We start from the raw sequence: 16,932 nt of genomic DNA, 5'->3' as shown, positions 1-16,932 counted from the left end.
GTCATTGATGTGTTTAAACGGGTCATCGTCGGTTGGAAAGTATCCAATCGCATGGATACCCAACTGGTACTTGATGCTCTAAATCAAGCGTTAGATGCTCGTGGCAGACCTAGCGAGGTAATTCATCATAGTGATAAAGGCAGCCAGTACCTATCGATTAAATACGGTGAACGGCTGAAACAGTCTGGACTTGCCGCATCGGTAGGTACAACTGGTGATTCTTACGATAATGCCCTAGCTGAAAGCATCAATGGGCTATACAAAACGGAGGTGATTGATTACTTCAAACATGAATGGGAAGGCATCAATGATGTTGCTTTAGCTACCCTTGATTGGGTACACTGGTACAACCATGAGCGATTACATTCTAGAAATGGATATTTGTCGCCTATTGATGCGGAGAATATTTACTATTGTTCATTAAAACCGTCAGGCTATGCTGCTTGACTCAAGCAAACTTGTCTCCGATAAATTCGGGGTGGTTCATACTGTCACCTTCGTCAAGGTTAAATTGAATGGGTATTACTAGCTTACCCTTGGTATTGATATAGCCAAATTTCCCTTGCTTAGCGACTACTGCAAGTCCTTCACTAAAACTTGCTGCATCATCGTACGGTACGGTAAATACCGTTTTGCCTGCATGATTAATATACATAAGCTTTTGATTTTGACGAACAGGCGCAAGACCATTACCAAAGTTACCTGCATACTCGTAGTTAAAATCAATTACGGTTTTGCCCGTTTTATCGATATAGCCGTATTTAGTACCAGTTGGCATATTTTTATTGACCGCTGCGACCCCTTCAGCAAACTCGGGTACTAATTTTTCGGGAGAATCGTCAACCGTGTTCATACTTTCATAAATAGTCGGAATGACTAGTTTGCCTTGAGCATTGATAAATCCAGTTTTTATCCCTTGTGGGGTGTCTTTACCAACCCCTGCTAAGCCATCTTTTAAACAGCCCACATACTGATAGCCTTTTACATTTGGTTTATTGCAGGTTGCTGACCAAGCGGTGCTGGTTAGACTAATACAGGCTAACCCTAATAGGATAGGTAAATGACGAGTTAAGATAGCGGGCATTGAACTTATTCCTTGTTTTAATTGTTCAATCTTTGTCTACTCATACGATAACAATGATTTTTCTAATAGAAAACAGTTATGGTAAAAATACTTTTGTAACTAGTTAATGTTATTATTCTCATTGAGATGACTGTAATAATTACTTATGACAACAGTTTAGTTAATTACTTATTGACCATTTAATAGTGTATTCAACCGGGCTGACCACATTTCAGCCTCATGTTCATGACTCACCCAAAAACCATAACGAGGTTGTGGGGCATAGTTTATAAATACAGTTACGGCATTTGCCGTCATCTCAACATAATTACCGCCCGTGACACGACCCGTATCAAAGTTAATGTGATAATCACGTCGCTTAATCACATCCTTTTGGTACAGCTTCCAGGCTTGAATATCCCCATAATCACAAATCATGTATTGCGGTTTACGTTCAGGATCGATAGTAAAAGCAATTTTCTTGGCAATATCGTCAATTAAAATACCCGGTGATTCATAATCCACATGAAACCCTTTCGCAACTATCTGCTGTTTATAGTAGTCATGGATGGGTTGCACCATATTGCGACCTTTAGACAGAATCATTTTGGTTTTAACCAGCCAAGTATTAATCACAAATACTAAAAACATAAATAAAAAGTACCAAGAAAAGAATTCTCGGCGTCCTGAGATTAGCCATATCAATAGGGCTAACGGAATAGGGATTAATACACTGCGTAAAGCTATTTTTTTAAAGATACCGGTATGGTCAAATACGGGCGCTTTATCATCATTAACTGGGATGATTTGAACGGTCATCCTGACTCCTCAATAAAAGAAAACGAGTGTTTGTAAAATACTACGATATACGTAGTAAAAAATCAAAGAAAATATACGAAATTCGTAGCTTTAACGTAGGAATAAGCTATGGATTTACAGGAGATTTTTATAACAAGGTTTAAACAAGCCAGAAAAGCTAAAAAACTCACTCAAGAGCAGCTTGGAATTGCGATAGGATTAGATGAGTTTGTCGCCAGTACCCGCATTAATCGGTATGAAAAAGGCGTACATTTACCTGATTTACAGACTTTGGCTCGTATTGCTGAAGTACTGGAGGTATCACCTGCTTTCTTTTTTGCAGAGGAAGCGTTGGCTATGAATATTTTGATTTTTAAAATGAATATTAATGAGAAAAAGGCAAATATTTAGACTAATCCTTTTCAAAATAAATTTTCAAATTTAAAATAATGATGATCTATGTGACTGATTGGGTTGGGATATCATGATGATTGATGCAAAGACTGAAGCTCAGCGCCGTAGAAACTGGCAGTTTGCCTGCAATAGCAGTGCGTTTTCTGGTTTTGAAACGCCGCCTGAAATGCATGCGATTGTGGAACGCTATTTTAAGGATGAAATCAGTTTGACGGAAACTATAGAGGCGCTGCGCAAATTTAACTCACAACGCTATCTATCTATCAACGCCGAGTAACCCTTTCAATAATACATATAGCATTTTGGCTTTCGATTGCTATTAAACACTTAATTTTTTGCTTGTTACCCAGTAACAATCGCTATTTTGATAACTAAGACCCTTTATGGTCCAAAGCTTGGTCCAGATGGTTCATTGTTAAGCGCCTGTTCTTCCCACCTTTTAACATTCTCAGTTAACTGTGTGAATCCGCTCATATTAGGCGGATGGCTATCAACAAATTGCTGAACTTGTTCGGTCGTGGCTTGTGCGCCTTTGGACCCATCTTCAGCGGTTTCATACAGCCGCCCTGCTTTGGCATAAGTCATTGCTTTTCGCTTTAACTCATCAAAGCGACGTTTAAATAAATCACCTATCGCATTAGCAAGGGTTGAAACTGCTTGAGTGAATTGTCTAAAACTTTCTGCTGCTGAGTGAAATGCGCTAGTGAGTTCTTCATATCCGTCTTTAAAGGCGCTAATTCCTTGATTAGCGTGATTAAGGACTTCAGATCTTTGTTCTGCATAGTGTTGCTGCGCTGTAAGGTAATGATTGAATTTTCCAAGTTCTTTAGTAACTGTTTGAACTCGTTGTCGTCGATTGGCTGTATACTGTCTAATTGGTTCAAGGCTTGTTGCATTTTGTCTTGTAAGAGCTGATATTCTTCCCTGCCTAATTTTAGCATTTTTAGCTGCTGTTGATTGGTGGTCTTTAATTCTTGTAAGTAGGTCTCCATCTTCGCTAGCTGCGGCTGCAGACGGTCTTGGATTTCTTCTTCGATAATCGGTATAAGCTGATCGAGCAAGTCTGGTATCAATTGAGAAAGTGTTTCGCTCATCTGTGTTTGTAGATTCTGGACTGCCTGGTTGATTTGCTCGGTCATTTGGCTGTGCAAATCGTCCGACAATTTTTGTAAGCTTTGTGTGATGAGCTCGCTTGGACTGATAGGTAGGGTCATGGGTTATTCCTTGCTGCTTTGCTGCCGATTTTGATTTGGTGCGTCTGGCGCTATCTGTAACACCAATTGCCTTTTGGGATTCAAACCAAATTTCACTTGCTGTTGATTTTTGGGAATAATCAGCATTTGCTTGGGATCTTGGTCGTTGGGTAACACGGTCACCATCGTTAATGCTCGAGCCTCGGCCGGTGTCTGCTGAATTTTCGCTGAAATCAGCGCCAACTGCTGCTGTTGTTGTTCTATCGATTGTTCCACCTGAGCCAATTGCTGTTGCTGTTGGCTCATCAAGTGTCTTGAGTAATAGGTCATCCCCAGCATTACTAGCGTTGGAATCAAGGCTAAAACGAAGGTAATCATCCCAATCATCATTGCCTTGACTCTCAGGTTCGCTTGTTTTTGCGCTTGGGCTTGGTAAAAGCCCTGATACACCGTCTCGCTCTGCTTCATGTGGGTCTTGGCTTGTTCTACCAAGTTGTTGGCGTATTCCCTGAAAAGCTTTTGGCTTTGGTGCTGACTCTCTAAAATCTGAAACTGTAATATTCCTAATTTCTGATTGGTTAGCTGGATTTGATCGGTTGTTTTGCTCAGCATCTGCTGAGTTTGCTCCAACTGATTGACTGACTGCACTAGGTTCTGGTTGGCTGTTGTCACTTGGTCGTCGATCAGAGGTGTAGCCTGGCTCAGTAAGTTGTTGATCAACTTGTTGCCCGAGCTCTCGATGCGACTCATAATATTGTTTAAAGCGCTGTTGAAGTCGACGAAGGCGTCGTCCAACCTCTTGTTCATTAAGTTCTGCAAGTTTTGCTCGAGTTGCAGGTTCTTTTGTTTTTGTTGTTCTAAAATTTTCGAGACTTTGTCTTGTGAACTCTCGCTCATATAGCATCCCTTTTAATTTTATATTTCTGCCACCGTTTGGATTTTTAATCGAAATCGATTTGCCTTTTTTGTCAATACGAGTAATTTCAAACATCTCACCAATTAGGCGTACCACATCTTCATGAGATTCAATACTGTTATCACTCAAAATCGTTTCAACCAAATGCAGAGCAATTTCTTCTTCGATAAATACTTTGTTAGTGCCAACGTTATTTGTACCAACTAACGAAGCACTATTTTGTTCAGCGAATATCTGTTTCTCATGCATTTTTTTATGCGCATACTCATAGCCTTTAAGCCGATAAACACGCTGACGGTTAGCATCATTGGGGTCGGCTAAGCCATAATCGAAATTGATCAAATCCTTCCAACTATCCACCAAATCTAAATCTTTATGATGGTAATAAACCGTTAACGATCTACCCGTTGGTAGATGAATATCTGCAAATACAAAATGCAATTCTTGGCGGTCTTTATCAACATGCTCGACCCAATAGCCACTGTACTCACCTCGAGTCATGCCAGGAAATAAATTGGCTTCAAACGATTCTATGATTTCAATTTTTTGCGTATCAGTTATCGATTCTTCAGGTGCGAATGATAATACTCCAGAGGTGTAAAGCTTACTATTTTTAATACCATTAATAATTTCCGTGGTAACTGCATCATCTCCATAGATTAAACGAGCCCCTTCGCGGGGTTTAGTTTTATCATTTCTATCAAATAATAAATATGATTGAACATCGCCACCGCCACCCGACCTGGTTGCAAATCCTTTTTTGACTTTACCATGGTTAAAAAACCGAACTAACATTTTCCCTCTGCCATAAAATTATTGAGCCTGGTTACTGAGTTTAGTTACCAAGCCTAGTTACTGAGCTTAGCCACTGATTTTAGTTACTTGGTTTCATCAACAGCCACATTCATATCTACCGCTTCATTTTCAATAATTTGCGCTTTAGTTAGGCTATGCTCTAAACGTAATAACTCTAGCTCATTGGCAATTCTTTGTAGGGCATAAGCTAGTTCTAACACATCCAAATTTTTCTTAGGGTCTAGTGAAGCGGTATGTGCATAACGCGTCAATTGATTGATGTTGTTACCAATGCTCACTAACTGACGATACAAATCCGGATTAACAATTGGTAAATCATGGGTGCGTTTTATAGGTTTAGGTAAGTCTAATAGACACACCCGCACAAACTTAGCTAAGGGCAAACCAAATCCTTTAGCTTTGCTTTGCACCATTTCAAATTCGCTATCACTGAGTCTAAGATTTAAACGACTTTGGCGCTTAATTTTCTCATTAGGTATTGATTGTTGTTCTTCATTCATCGATAACATATAAGATTCAAGTAGCCCACAAAGGGTTTTCAATCGTCTCCGCTTTTTGATTAACCATCGGGAAATCAAAATAGGAGACGACGGGGGTGTCAAGAGGGGGCATTGCCCCCAATTGCCAGCGCCAGATTACCTAATTTGTGTAACAAATTTGGTAACTCTGGCATTGCTGGCTATGTAAATTTTTGGGTATTCTATTAGTTTAGTTGATTATAGGATAATTTTTGCTACTTGCAAATCACTTTTTGTTTGATTTTCTGCTATATGTTATTATTATTATTAAAAGGGTTTATAACTATATAGGTGATTTATGAGAGCACAACTTACTAAGTTAGAAAATAATTTATTAATGAAGTTATTAAAGGATTTTGAGGAAAAAGTTGCTAAGACTAAAAAGCTTAGTGATGAGCAGCAGCTGATATTAACGCTGTCTCAAAAATCTATGTTATCTGATGCGGATGTTAAAAAGTTAAGGTTGTTGCTAGAGTTTGAGAAGTCTAAAATCACTATCCGTGATAAAAAGCGAAAAGCAAAAGAGGCTTTAAAATTGCATGAAGATGAGAAAAAGGAAATTGTAGAGAATCGCTATAGACGTTTTGGGTTAGTGATGATTGAGTCGTTAAAAAAGTTACCGAATCAGAAAGCTACGATTGCTTTGTCAGATTTTTTATCTATGTTGTTGGCTGATAATAATTTAAGTGAGAAGGATAAGGATTGGCTGAAGAATTTTTTAGTTGATTCGTCTGTACCAGTTGAGCAATTTATAGAATCAAAGGTTAATGAGATTAATCACCCTAGTGTCAATACGTCAAATTTAGTTTCACCGTTGAGTGATAATTTTAATTTATCGTGATGTTGTTGGGGTGTAAAAAGATTTGAGTTGCATATGTTTCAAATCTTTTTTTATTTTAGAAAAATTTTGTGTTATTTATTGTGTTAAGTCGATGAGTGATTTTTTATCAATCACTTGTCGTAGATTATTTAAAAATGCTCGTTGAAATGCTTCGTTTTGGATAAAAAGTTCGTAAAAATCGATTTCTTTTTTTCGGTCTTCCATGATGATGTCTTTGACAAGCTTTTCAAATTCTAGGCTATGATGTTGTTCATCATTGGTGGTGAGATATTTGTGTTGAAAGTCAGGGTGCTTGTAGATCTGGTGTGCTAAGTTGCTAAATTTGATTCGTTGTTCTTCTGGCGTCACATGCCAACTTTTAAACCAACAATTGTTAAAATCAGCAACGATTTTTTAAGATATTGGTTTTAAGTTTGCTAGGTATGGCTATAAGATTTGTATTAATGTGATTAAAATTGGCTACTTGTTTGCTTAATTTCAGTAGCAATGTTTTTTATTTAGTTGAGGTTTGAAGGTCGCTCTTGTGTGAGCACCGAGTTTAATTTGATGACAGCAACATTAAGTTAAAATAGTCATTTTATCTGGCAGCGTTGTTGTATAAACGCTGCCAAGTTAGGTTTTTGCATAGGCTATACGCTTGCTTAACGCGTATAGCGCCAACGATTTTATATTTGGTGTTGTTACGCCACGGCTGTATTGGGAAAATGCTTTAAGAATTGATGTTTAAGCTGGGGGTAGAGTCCATCATCATATTTTAAGTCTTCATTTACGCTAGCATCATCAATCAAAGGATATTGCGCTTTTAGCCATTTCTCTGTCCAATAGCGAACGGCGGTATAATTATCTAATCCTTGGCTAACCTTTAAAAATCGAGCTATTTTATGACCTTCATTGATATCAAATTCGATAATGAGTTGATTGGCCAGGTCGTTGGCATAGTCTTTCAATAACTGACTATGCTGTTGTAGTCGAATAAGGTCTTGTAAGGTAGGTTTTTTCATAGCGTGATCTCCTTCGTTGGTTATTAAATCTAACTATGGCATAATAGCTAAAATTCAATCATCTTCTTTAATTATAAAATAATCTAAATATAATAATTTGTGTTCTATATAGATAATATATTATCACGAATGAGGTATTATGCAAGCATTTTTTGAAAAGGTTTTGAGGAATCTATGTTACGTTTGAATTTGCCCGTACTATTTGCCCAAAAAGGTCTACGGGTTGCTGATGCTGAAAGAGATACAGATATTTCGAGAACTACGTTATATCGGATGTATAACAATGAAAGTAGCCGTGTTGATTTGGAAATTCTTGAGAAGCTTTGTCGTTATCTTGATTGTGAACCAAGTGACTTATTTGTTTATATTAAAGAAGATGAGTAATGCTGGAAAATTGAGTTACTCATCTATTTAAAAATTAGTTTTTAATTATTCAATTCCTACATGAGAAATAGACATATCGCTAAAATGCCTTGTAATGCGTTCTAAGCGATTTGAGGGACTTTCGGTACCCTAACTACTAACCTATACTCCAAACATCAAAATAGCCTATCTAAAATTGAAATTAGACCCATATTAATTTATCACTTAATTAAAAAATTGGTTAAAAAAGATAAAATTCTCATTCCAAACATAGAATATATTTCTGATTCTTATGTTCTACTATTTTGAATTTCTTTCAAAAAAATAATAAAAAGAAAAAATTTCCTTTTTATTTTTTATCTTTTTATCTTTTTAAAGCTTTACGATTTTTTCGTAAAAGCGTCATAAGCCTTTCGTAGTCTGGCTTAGAAGGGTATAGGAAAAATTTATTGTTGTAGAAAAATAGGGCATTGTTGTAGAAAAATGGGGTAATACTTGTAGAAAAATGGGGTAATACTTGTAGAAAAATGGGGTTTAACTTGTAGAAAAATGGGGCATTATTGTAATATATAATTTTAAATTACAATAATACTGGCTATAATTGGTTTATTCCTATAAGTTTGAAGGTCGCACATGGATAATTCACAACAAAATTTACAAAGCGAAACTATAGACAAGAACACTATCATGCAACTTATGCGTGAGATCATGGAGCAAGAAGGTCGAAAGATAATCGCTCCAATGTTGGAAGAGAAAATGTTGGAGCAACCAACAGTAAGTAAAATATATGGAGAGGAATGGATCGTCTTGCAAAATAGATTGCTAAATGCCATTAGCAATCTTGAATTAAATGAAAGACGTTTGATTATGTTTCTATCGCCACTTGTACGAAAGGAAGTAGATAAAAATCCTTATCAAAGTACTTTTATTGTCAGAGTAAAAGATTTTCAAGATGAGTATGGCATTAAGAGTAAAGCATACTATCAAGAATTAGAAAATATTTGTAATTCACTTCAGCATAAAACTTATGAGTTTTGGAATTTTAGTGCAAATAAAAAATATAAGTCAAAGGTGAAAGTTACTTGGATAACCAAAGGCGATTATAAGGATAATCAAGGTGAAGTTCATATTGATTTGCACAATGATGTCATTGAAATGCTCACTGTTTTTGATAAGACAAACCCTTTTACCAAATATCAAAGGCAAATGATAGTTAAATTGGGGTGCTACGGCATTATTTTGTTTGAGTTGATTTCAAGTTGCTTGCATCAAAAAAATAAAACTAAAGCTTACACCATTGAGTATTTAAGAGAAAAATTTAATTGCATTGATACATATCCAGTTATCAGTGAGTTTAAACGCAATGTATTAGATAAAGCAATTATGGATATTGAAAAACACACGCCATTAAGAATTACTTATACACAAGTAAAAAAAGGAAGAGTGGTTACAGAAATTGTATTTTCTTTTGAAAACTTAGACGATAGTAATAAAAAAGTAAAAAATAAAAAATCAGAACAGATTGAGTTTAACCTTGAAGATGCTGGCACAAGAAATAACATTAAATTGTTATCATCCAAACAAGCCGATTTTTTTGCCAATAAACTTGCAAACGACCAAAACTTTTCAGGAAAATTTGCCAAAGTGGGTGAAGATATGAAGCCCTTCGTTGAGCGTCTCTCCCATGAATTACAGCGAGATATCAGTCAAGTTGCTGTCTATATGCCCTACTTGTTGGAGTTGGGATTTAAACAAGCTGATAGCTAATGTAATTAAGCCCTAACATATCCGTCTAGGGTTTTTAGTCAAGAGTTAATATTTAGTATATTATTAGTTAATTATTAACTATTTTATAACTAATAATATACTAAATATTAGTTATTTATATACTAATAAATAACTAATATTTAACTAACTTATTTATTTTTCATCACATTGCGTTTGTGTGATGTGATACGGTCATATTCTTCATCACCTAGCACACTTTGGCATTTATCCAAAATCAACTGCCGTACAAAGTTACTCATAGACGGCTCACCTAATTTCTCTGCGGTCAGCTCAATCGCTTCGAGTTCCTCAACAAATAAATGCGTAATTAGGTTACGCCCATGTTTGGAGCGTGAGCGTTCTTTATTGCTTAACATGTTCGGCTCAAGGGTCAGTTGTTTTTGCCCTTTGGTGGTAATAATTTGAGTTTGCTTAACATCCGAGTTGACATCTTGGATAAAATCGGCGTTGGCTTTGATACGGTCAAATTTATTCATTACAGCACCTCAATCAAGAATTTATTTAACTCGTCATGGGCTTTGCTGCTGCCCATTTCTGATACAGATAAACCGCCGATAATCGCATCACGGAATTGTTTACGGTCATGGATAACGGTATTTAAAAGTTTAAAAATTGGGTACTTGGCGATAAATTTTTTGGCTTCGGCGACTTCATTGTTTTTTGGATTGGCATTGGCTCGATTAATGACAATGTAGGCTTTTAGGTCTGGGTTGAGCTTGTGAGCTTTGGTCACTTTGTCGGCGATATAAGGTAATAATTCTAAATCGAGTATGCTTGCTTGGGTGGGAACGATGAGTTTGTCGGATATCAATAACGCTTCTCGGAATACTTCGCTATCACGTCCAGCGATATCGATGAGAATAAATTCGTATTCATCGTTAAGTGGTTGCAAGGTTTTACCTAAATTTTCAATCACCGATATCGAATTGAGTTTTTCTTGGCGGTATTCGTTCCAGTTGTAAGCGGATTTTTGGTCATCGGTATCGACGAGTAAAGTTTTGCCTTTATTACTGAGTGCGACGGCTAAATTGGTTGCAAGCGTTGTTTTGCCAACACCGCCTTTTCGGTGAGCAATTGTAAATATTTGAGCCATCACGATATCCTTTTTTATTAGTTAATGATTGGTTGATTATATACTAATAATTAACTAATTGAATAAGGTAATTTATTATTATGCCCATCAGTTAAAAAAAATTTAGTAGTAAATTGATTTTAGATCAAATATCCACACAAACAGTAACTTCTAAAAAATTAAGAGCTTCAAAAATAGCTCTAAACCCACTTTAATGATTGCCATTAACTGTTTAATATTTTTAATTAACTAATTATTAGTTATTTTTAAACTAATAATTAGTTAATATGACCTATGGTGAATTTAAACTTAGTCACTCAGCCTAACTGCTTTCTCAATGTCAGACTTTGACTCTTGACCAATTTCTCGAAATACTTCAATCATATCTTGTAATGAAAACTGGTTGCCAGATACAAGTTGCCAAAGCTCATTACCCACTAGTAAGTCTTCACGGTCATAGTATTCACTCCAGCGTGTGTAAGTATTATCTGTTTTGGATTGCGGATTATATGGAATTGCAATGTAAGTATGAATTTTATCTGGGGTAATATCACCATGGCTTAAGCGCAAAATGTACCATTTAAGTATTTTCTGTTTCATGGTGCGAAATTCCTTTTTATTGGGTTTGACCGTGGTAATGTCGATATAAATTTCCGTATCATCAGGTTTCTTAATAAAAACATCAACGGTACTGTCTGGGATGGTATCTAAATTACCAATTTCAGCTTTAATCTCTTCGTGTATTTCTTGAATGCGTTGATATTCAGATTGTCGACTTGGAGCGTATCTAACATCTTCAAGCAGGGTATCTAAATAACTTTTGAAGTTGCTATGAATATACCCCGTGAGTTTATATTGGTTATGCACTTCATAACCGACCATTTCACCTAGCGTTTTTGAGATTTGTTCATAAAATGACATACCAAAAGCGGTTTGTAATGAGGTAATTAACTTGGAGGTAAACATCACTTGTTTGCCAAACATCTCCAAAAAAAATAGATTAGTATCCCCATCGTCAATGTCTTTGCTAAGACGTTTGACTTTGTCATCCATTTTTAAGATAGATAAAGCCTTATCTTTAACAGCTTGTCGCATTTGCTGATGTAGGTCGGTTGGCTGAGTAGGTGTAATGGTTTCGCTCATAGGATTTTCCTAATTTTTTTAAAATAATACTGGACCTGGTGGTCATTTCTCGGTACAATGAGCCTTTTAAGCTTGGGGCGTTCTATGAATATGTTGAATGTGTTTTGTGACGAGGCATACTTTTCTGCGGAAACAGTGGCAGACGTGCTTTCTATTTCAAAAAAGAATGTGGAAAGCTGGGCAAAAAACGGTAAATTAGTGCCTGCACTTGATCCAACAACACACGATAAGCCTTATAGCAAAGAGCAACTAATAGTGTTTCCACAGTTTGCCAATATGTTTAATAGCACTTGGGATGACGATATGGCGGTTGTGCCTAAACGTGCATATACTTTGGTCGAACTGTTTGCTGGAGCCGGTGGTTTGGCTCTGGGTCTTGAGCAAGCAGGCTTTAAATCAGTGTTATTAAACGAAAAAGATAAGTATGCTTGTCAGACGTTACGAGCCAATCGTCCCAACTGGAACGTGATTGAAGATGATATCACGAATGTTGATTTTTCGCATTTAAAAGGTCAGGTGGATTTGCTGACAGGTGGCTTTCCGTGTCAACCCTTTTCTTATGCTGGAAAGCAGCTCGGCTTTGAAGATTTGCGGGGAACTTTGGTATTTGAGATGGCGCGAGCTATTAAAGAGATTCAGCCCAAGGTGTTTTTGGCGGAAAATGTGAAGGGATTGACTGAGAATGATGGTGGCAGAACACTAAAGACAATTATTCATGTGTTAGAGGAATTGGATTATACCATCGTCGAGCAAGATATATATAAAGCAATTTTTTATAAGGTGCCGCAAAAACGAGAACGCTTAATTATTATTGGGGTACGAAATGATTTGGCAGCGAAAGCCAAGTTTGTAAAACCGTCGCCCTATTATCGCTTATTGACGGTAAAAGATGCTCTGCAAGCAGGAGAGTTGTTTGATAGCACTGTGCCTGAATCGGTAGGACAGGCGTATCCTAAACGCAAAGCTGAGATTATGGCTCATGTGCCAGAGGGCGGCTATTGGAGAGATTTGCCAGTAGACCTGCAAAAAGAGTATATGCTAGGTAGTTTTTATTTGGGGGGTGGTAAGACAGGTATGGCACGACGCTTATCTTGGAATGAGCCAAGTTTAACCTTGACATGTGCCCCCGCTCAAAAGCAGACTGAACGCTGTCATCCAAGTGAACATCGGCCACTGACTACTCGAGAATACGCTCGTATTCAAACGTTTCCTGATGATTGGAAGTTTGAAGGTTCAGCAACTCAAGTTTATAAGCAGATTGGAAATGCGGTACCTGTGAATTTAGCATTAGCGTTAGGAAAAACGGTAGTCAAAATGCTAAATCAAATCTGAATTTAAAAAATTAAATGGCTAATTATTTTACAAACCATATTATGATAAATTAGTTGAAGTCTACGTTTAAAAAATTATTTCTATTTGCTTAACCTTTAAATTTTTAAGATGAAATTTTGGAATTACTAATATGATTAACAATGTAACAAAATATAAGATTGTTCATATATCTGATCTTCATATCAATCACACACTTGATAACGAACGTGTCTTTAATGCATTCTTGAAGGACTTATCACAACAAAACCTAATTGAAGGAATATTAGTTATTAGTGGTGACATAACTGATAAAGGTAATTATAAGACTGATCAGGTTAAGTTAATTGAAGAAAGAATTAATATATTACAAAGCACCTTACCAAAATTTGAAATTATATTTACACCTGGTAATCATGACATAAATCTTAAACGTCTAGATATTGCAGTGCAAGGACATATTAATAAACTTACGAATGGTAATTCATTTATCGAATCAATTAATGAAAATAATTCTAACTTTTATCTAAGCCATTTAGCAGATTATTTTGAAATAGTTAAAAAGTTTGAACAGAATTATAAAAACTTTTCGGATTTACATTTTACTAAAATTGTTAATGTAGGAAATCATAAAATAGGTTTTGCTTCAATAAACACAGCTTGGTCTGCTGGAGGAAAAGGGGAAGATGATTATGGTAAAATTTTAGTGGGAGAAAGACAAATAGACTTAGCTTTGAAAGAACTTAAAGACTGTGAGTTGCTCATAGGGGTAATGCATCATACTTTTGACTGGATTTCACTTAAAGAAAAAACTCTCATACAAAATAGTATATCTCGGAATTTTGACATTATTCTTTGCGGGCATAATCATCAACCAAATGCCTCGTCTACCATAAGTAATCTTGGTAACGTTGTTGTAAATAATACGGGTTGTTTATATCAATCAAGAGATTGGTTTAACGGTTATTCGATAATAACTATAGATTCAGTTAATTTGACATTCGACACAATGAGTATAGAAGCTAGAGAATATTATATGGATAGAGATAAATTTGACAACTCTATTCGGTTTAGTGAACAAGGTCAACAAGTCATAGAATTAAAAAAAAACATTAAATCTATAGAGATAGTAATTCCGAACCAAGTATATGAAAAAATTGATGAAGATATTTCCCGAAAATTGCTTTCTCCTTCCTCAAGGTTCTCTTCAATAAATATAGATGATATTTTTGTTGAGCCACCTCTTTCATATACTGATGAAAAGAGATTCTATTCTAAAAAGCAAGTTAATATCAAACCTGAAGATACTAGTAAAGATTTTACCAATCTTAAAGAATTAGCAAATGAAAAAACAAACATCTTAATATTTGGAAAAAAAGAATCAGGTAAATCCACATTAATAGATTATATCTGTAGTCAAAGATTTTTAGATTTCCATTCAGATGCTCAATTAGCTATTGTAGTAGATTTGAATAGATTGAAATTAAGTGATAAAGGTAATTTAAATGATAATTCAGTATTGACTATTATGGCTAGTTATGTAGATGGAGAGATAAGTAAAGCAGACTTAAGAAAACTACTTGATAACGGTAAATTATTAATTTGTTTTGATAATATAAATTTTGATAAACCATCTCAAATTAAATTAATAGCAGAATTTACTTCTAAGTACTTAAAGTGCAGATATATCTGTACTGCTATGGAAAATATTAATGATGAAATTTTAGTTAAAAAGGATAAAGTATTAGATAATTTTGATACGACTATTTATATTCATTCTTTTAAAGATGAACATACTCAAAAATTAGCAGGTAAATGGTTTGATTCTAAAAGTGCAAGAGAAAAGTACACTATAATGGTTGTTCAAATCTTATCTCGTTTAAATGTACCAAGTACACCATTTCTTATATCAGCGTTACTATGGGTTATAGAGCAAAATTCCTTTAGTGAAAAATTAATTAATCAAACAGCAGTCATTGAAACATTACTTGACGGGCTATTAAAAAAATTTCAAGAGTCTAAACATAGGGGATCGGTTGATTCTAAAGTTATTTCAAACTTTCTTTCAGAGTTTTCACTTTTGCTTGATACTAGACAGCAAGAATTTATACTTAGAGATGATTTTGATAGATTCACGACTAGATTTTTTGCAAATCGTTCTCTGCCTCAACCTAAAGATTTTATAGATGACATTATAAATAAAGGAATACTTTATGAGTCATCTAGCTATATAAGCTTTAAGTTTGATTGTTTTAGAGCTTTTTACTTAGCAAAAAAATTTAATGACAATGATCAACTTTGGATAGATATTATTGATAGTAATAAGTACTCTAAATATTACATGGAGTTTGATTTTTTAACTGCATTAGAAAGAAATAAAAAAGATGTTTTAATTAGACTTGGTGAAAAATGTAAAGAAAAAAATAGAAGAAAGGATGAGGATAAAATACTTAGTAGACCACTTGAGAGTGTTGAAATATCGATAGAGACATTAGATACAAATTTTGAAGATCCTGAAATAGTATTAGAGCAAAATACGAATAGTACCGAAGTAATATTTGACATTGATAGACCATCTAGTGCTTCAATAAATCCCGATAGAAGCCGCCAAAGAAAAGTTTTGCGTTCTGAATCAGAAGATAATGAGTGGATGAGTATTGTAATACTTTATAGTGTCGCATTACGCAATAGTGAGCTCATTGATAATAAATCTAATATTAAAATTATTGAACTTAAAGGAAATGATGATGGAATTAATAATTATTCAGGAGATTTAATAAATGTGGAAAGCAATTCAGAAAATAGTAAGGATGATAATGGTTTAAAAAGTTCTAGTCTAGAAGAAATTTTATTTAACTGGGCACTTATAATAGTAAATTATTTAAATAAGCTGAAAGATAAAGATATTCTATCTGAATTAGAAGACAGTAGCATAGCTAATTCTTTAAAAAAATTATCTATAAATAAAGGTGATATTATAGAATCAAAAGATTCTATAAATTTTATACTTGAGAATTTAACCTGCATGGCTTTAATAAGTGGCATGTCTGCTCAATTAGCTACTCCAAAATTAAGTATCGTTTTGCAAGAATTAATAGATAAGGAATTTAATAAGGAAGCAATAGTAAATAATAACGATGATAATAAGGATAATAATGAACCATGTAATATTAAATATGAGTATATTAAAATTTTAGCGTTTTTTATATTGATGGATGCAGATATTCATACTGCTATCGAAAATTTTAATAAAATTATACCTGAGATAAGTAAGCATAAATTATTAAAAAATTTGTTATTCTTCAAAATGTCGTTTCTCTTTGTAAGCGAGGAGGATAAACAAATGATAGATAGGTTAAGTAAATGTATTATTGACTTGGAAATAAGTAAAATGGGAAGTTTAAAATCAAATCAAGCTGATATAATCAGGCAAAGATTTAAGCAAAAATTGCATTTGCATAGGAAGCAGGCTAGAAATGAATTAAGTCAATTTAATATTAATTTTTAAGTTCGGTCTTATTTGGGTCATCTGAGAATTCAGACCATATAGGGCGGTAAGTACATTTGTTTAGCTTTTAATATGATAAGTTTAACTAATTGTCATAGTTTTTCACGACAAACAATTGTTTTTCGTGAGTTTGTAAATTAGCGCCAATTCAGCGCTTTTTTATTCCATTTATTTCACGATAAAGCCAAAT

17 protein-coding genes are annotated in these 16,932 nt (G+C 34.8%); 8 read left to right on the top strand and 9 right to left on the bottom strand.

Features of this window, described 5'->3' with window-relative positions:
• On the top strand, positions 1 to 447 hold a 447-nt coding region (locus ACH0AB_RS11000), incomplete at its 5' end, for an IS3 family transposase (protein WP_406878170.1).
• 1 nt (position 448) lies between these two features.
• On the opposite strand, the gene ACH0AB_RS10995 is transcribed toward ACH0AB_RS11000, so the two are convergent.
• Together ACH0AB_RS10995 and ACH0AB_RS10990 are read right to left on the bottom strand one after the other, a co-directional pair.
• Positions 449 to 1,084, bottom strand: a complete 636-nt coding sequence (locus tag ACH0AB_RS10995) for a WG repeat-containing protein (protein ID WP_406878169.1) — start codon at positions 1,082 to 1,084, stop codon at positions 449 to 451.
• Between the two features lie 168 nt (positions 1,085 to 1,252).
• Complete coding sequence (locus tag ACH0AB_RS10990) at positions 1,253 to 1,882, bottom strand: hypothetical protein (RefSeq protein WP_248108528.1); 630 nt, start codon at positions 1,880 to 1,882, stop codon at positions 1,253 to 1,255.
• A 108-nt stretch (positions 1,883 to 1,990) separates the two neighbouring features.
• Between ACH0AB_RS10990 and ACH0AB_RS10985 the strand changes: the two genes are divergently transcribed.
• Both ACH0AB_RS10985 and ACH0AB_RS10980 read left to right on the top strand, forming a co-directional pair.
• Positions 1,991 to 2,272 carry a helix-turn-helix domain-containing protein gene (locus tag ACH0AB_RS10985; protein ID WP_406878168.1) on the top strand — a complete coding sequence of 94 codons (282 nt, stop codon included), beginning with the start codon at positions 1,991 to 1,993 and terminating at the stop codon, positions 2,270 to 2,272.
• A 73-nt stretch (positions 2,273 to 2,345) separates the two neighbouring features.
• Positions 2,346 to 2,552 (top strand): antitoxin VbhA family protein, encoded by a 207-nt coding sequence (locus tag ACH0AB_RS10980; protein WP_406878167.1) that lies wholly within the window; start codon positions 2,346 to 2,348, stop codon positions 2,550 to 2,552.
• Positions 2,553 to 2,656: 104 nt separating this feature from the next.
• Here ACH0AB_RS10980 and ACH0AB_RS10975 read toward each other — a convergent pair whose 3' ends face one another.
• Positions 2,657 to 5,179, bottom strand: a complete 2,523-nt coding sequence (locus ACH0AB_RS10975) for a relaxase/mobilization nuclease domain-containing protein (RefSeq protein ID WP_406878166.1) — start codon at positions 5,177 to 5,179, stop codon at positions 2,657 to 2,659.
• A gap of 83 nt (positions 5,180 to 5,262) precedes the next feature.
• Positions 5,263 to 5,700, bottom strand: coding sequence for a plasmid mobilization protein (locus ACH0AB_RS10970; RefSeq protein ID WP_286190495.1), 438 nt, complete (start codon positions 5,698 to 5,700; stop codon positions 5,263 to 5,265).
• A gap of 316 nt (positions 5,701 to 6,016) precedes the next feature.
• Between ACH0AB_RS10970 and ACH0AB_RS10965 the strand changes: the two genes are divergently transcribed.
• A complete protein-coding gene (locus tag ACH0AB_RS10965; RefSeq protein WP_406878165.1) occupies positions 6,017 to 6,559 on the top strand; it encodes a hypothetical protein in 543 nt (180 codons plus the stop codon).
• A 75-nt stretch (positions 6,560 to 6,634) separates the two neighbouring features.
• Here ACH0AB_RS10965 and ACH0AB_RS10960 read toward each other — a convergent pair whose 3' ends face one another.
• Entirely contained in the window at positions 6,635 to 6,907 is a 273-nt protein-coding gene (locus tag ACH0AB_RS10960) for a hypothetical protein (protein WP_204155269.1), read from the bottom strand.
• A 332-nt stretch (positions 6,908 to 7,239) separates the two neighbouring features.
• On the bottom strand, positions 7,240 to 7,560 hold the full coding sequence (locus tag ACH0AB_RS10955; RefSeq protein ID WP_007115227.1) for a hypothetical protein: 321 nt from the start codon (positions 7,558 to 7,560) through the stop codon (positions 7,240 to 7,242).
• Positions 7,561 to 7,734: 174 nt separating this feature from the next.
• Here ACH0AB_RS10955 and ACH0AB_RS10950 point away from each other — a divergent pair, with 174 nt between their 5' ends.
• Positions 7,735 to 7,944, top strand: coding sequence for a helix-turn-helix domain-containing protein (locus tag ACH0AB_RS10950; RefSeq protein ID WP_007115226.1), 210 nt, complete (start codon positions 7,735 to 7,737; stop codon positions 7,942 to 7,944).
• A gap of 612 nt (positions 7,945 to 8,556) precedes the next feature.
• On the top strand, positions 8,557 to 9,690 hold the full coding sequence (locus tag ACH0AB_RS10945) for a replication initiation protein (protein WP_406878164.1): 1,134 nt from the start codon (positions 8,557 to 8,559) through the stop codon (positions 9,688 to 9,690).
• Between the two features lie 149 nt (positions 9,691 to 9,839).
• Here the strand turns inward: ACH0AB_RS10945 and ACH0AB_RS10940 are convergent, their stop codons facing one another.
• The 3 genes from ACH0AB_RS10940 to ACH0AB_RS10930 form a co-directional block, all read right to left on the bottom strand.
• Positions 9,840 to 10,187, bottom strand: a complete 348-nt coding sequence (locus ACH0AB_RS10940) for a hypothetical protein (protein WP_406878163.1) — start codon at positions 10,185 to 10,187, stop codon at positions 9,840 to 9,842.
• Positions 10,187 to 10,804, bottom strand: coding sequence for an AAA family ATPase (locus ACH0AB_RS10935; RefSeq protein ID WP_406878162.1), 618 nt, complete (start codon positions 10,802 to 10,804; stop codon positions 10,187 to 10,189). The genes ACH0AB_RS10940 and ACH0AB_RS10935 overlap by 1 nt, the downstream gene beginning before the upstream one ends.
• Positions 10,805 to 11,092: 288 nt before the next feature.
• Positions 11,093 to 11,926: a TdeIII family type II restriction endonuclease gene (locus tag ACH0AB_RS10930; RefSeq protein WP_406878161.1), complete on the bottom strand. Its 834-nt coding sequence runs from the start codon at positions 11,924 to 11,926 to the stop codon at positions 11,093 to 11,095.
• A gap of 84 nt (positions 11,927 to 12,010) precedes the next feature.
• On the opposite strand from ACH0AB_RS10930, the gene ACH0AB_RS10925 reads away from it, so the two are divergent.
• Positions 12,011 to 13,258 (top strand): DNA cytosine methyltransferase, encoded by a 1,248-nt coding sequence (locus ACH0AB_RS10925; RefSeq protein WP_406878160.1) that lies wholly within the window; start codon positions 12,011 to 12,013, stop codon positions 13,256 to 13,258.
• A 130-nt stretch (positions 13,259 to 13,388) separates the two neighbouring features.
• Entirely contained in the window at positions 13,389 to 16,742 is a 3,354-nt protein-coding gene (locus ACH0AB_RS10920; protein WP_406878159.1) for a metallophosphoesterase, read from the top strand.
• The last annotated feature ends 190 nt before the right edge of the window (positions 16,743 to 16,932 follow it).

The sequence above is a fragment of the Moraxella sp. 179-F 1C4 NHS genome, assembly GCF_045370505.1.
Classification (GTDB): domain Bacteria; phylum Pseudomonadota; class Gammaproteobacteria; order Pseudomonadales; family Moraxellaceae; genus Faucicola; species Faucicola tetraodonis.
Note: the sequence above shows the minus strand (reverse complement) of the source record. Positions and strands in the feature narration are given on the sequence as shown.

Excerpts from the sequence above, each read along its gene's own strand:
- ACH0AB_RS10995 (WP_406878169.1), bottom strand. The coding sequence starts at position 1,084 with ATGCCCGCTATCTTAACTCGTCATTTACCTATCCTATTAGGGTTAGCC.
- ACH0AB_RS10990 (WP_248108528.1), bottom strand. The coding sequence starts at position 1,882 with ATGACCGTTCAAATCATCCCAGTTAATGATGATAAAGCGCCCGTATTT.
- ACH0AB_RS10985 (WP_406878168.1), top strand. The coding sequence starts at position 1,991 with ATGGATTTACAGGAGATTTTTATAACAAGGTTTAAACAAGCCAGAAAA.
- ACH0AB_RS10980 (WP_406878167.1), top strand. The coding sequence starts at position 2,346 with ATGATGATTGATGCAAAGACTGAAGCTCAGCGCCGTAGAAACTGGCAG.
- ACH0AB_RS10975 (WP_406878166.1), bottom strand. The coding sequence starts at position 5,179 with ATGTTAGTTCGGTTTTTTAACCATGGTAAAGTCAAAAAAGGATTTGCA.
- ACH0AB_RS10970 (WP_286190495.1), bottom strand. The coding sequence starts at position 5,700 with ATGAATGAAGAACAACAATCAATACCTAATGAGAAAATTAAGCGCCAA.
- ACH0AB_RS10965 (WP_406878165.1), top strand. The coding sequence starts at position 6,017 with ATGAGAGCACAACTTACTAAGTTAGAAAATAATTTATTAATGAAGTTA.
- ACH0AB_RS10955 (WP_007115227.1), bottom strand. The coding sequence starts at position 7,560 with ATGAAAAAACCTACCTTACAAGACCTTATTCGACTACAACAGCATAGT.
- ACH0AB_RS10950 (WP_007115226.1), top strand. The coding sequence starts at position 7,735 with ATGTTACGTTTGAATTTGCCCGTACTATTTGCCCAAAAAGGTCTACGG.
- ACH0AB_RS10945 (WP_406878164.1), top strand. The coding sequence starts at position 8,557 with ATGGATAATTCACAACAAAATTTACAAAGCGAAACTATAGACAAGAAC.
- ACH0AB_RS10940 (WP_406878163.1), bottom strand. The coding sequence starts at position 10,187 with ATGAATAAATTTGACCGTATCAAAGCCAACGCCGATTTTATCCAAGAT.
- ACH0AB_RS10935 (WP_406878162.1), bottom strand. The coding sequence starts at position 10,804 with ATGGCTCAAATATTTACAATTGCTCACCGAAAAGGCGGTGTTGGCAAA.
- ACH0AB_RS10930 (WP_406878161.1), bottom strand. The coding sequence starts at position 11,926 with ATGAGCGAAACCATTACACCTACTCAGCCAACCGACCTACATCAGCAA.
- ACH0AB_RS10925 (WP_406878160.1), top strand. The coding sequence starts at position 12,011 with ATGAATATGTTGAATGTGTTTTGTGACGAGGCATACTTTTCTGCGGAA.
- ACH0AB_RS10920 (WP_406878159.1), top strand. The coding sequence starts at position 13,389 with ATGATTAACAATGTAACAAAATATAAGATTGTTCATATATCTGATCTT.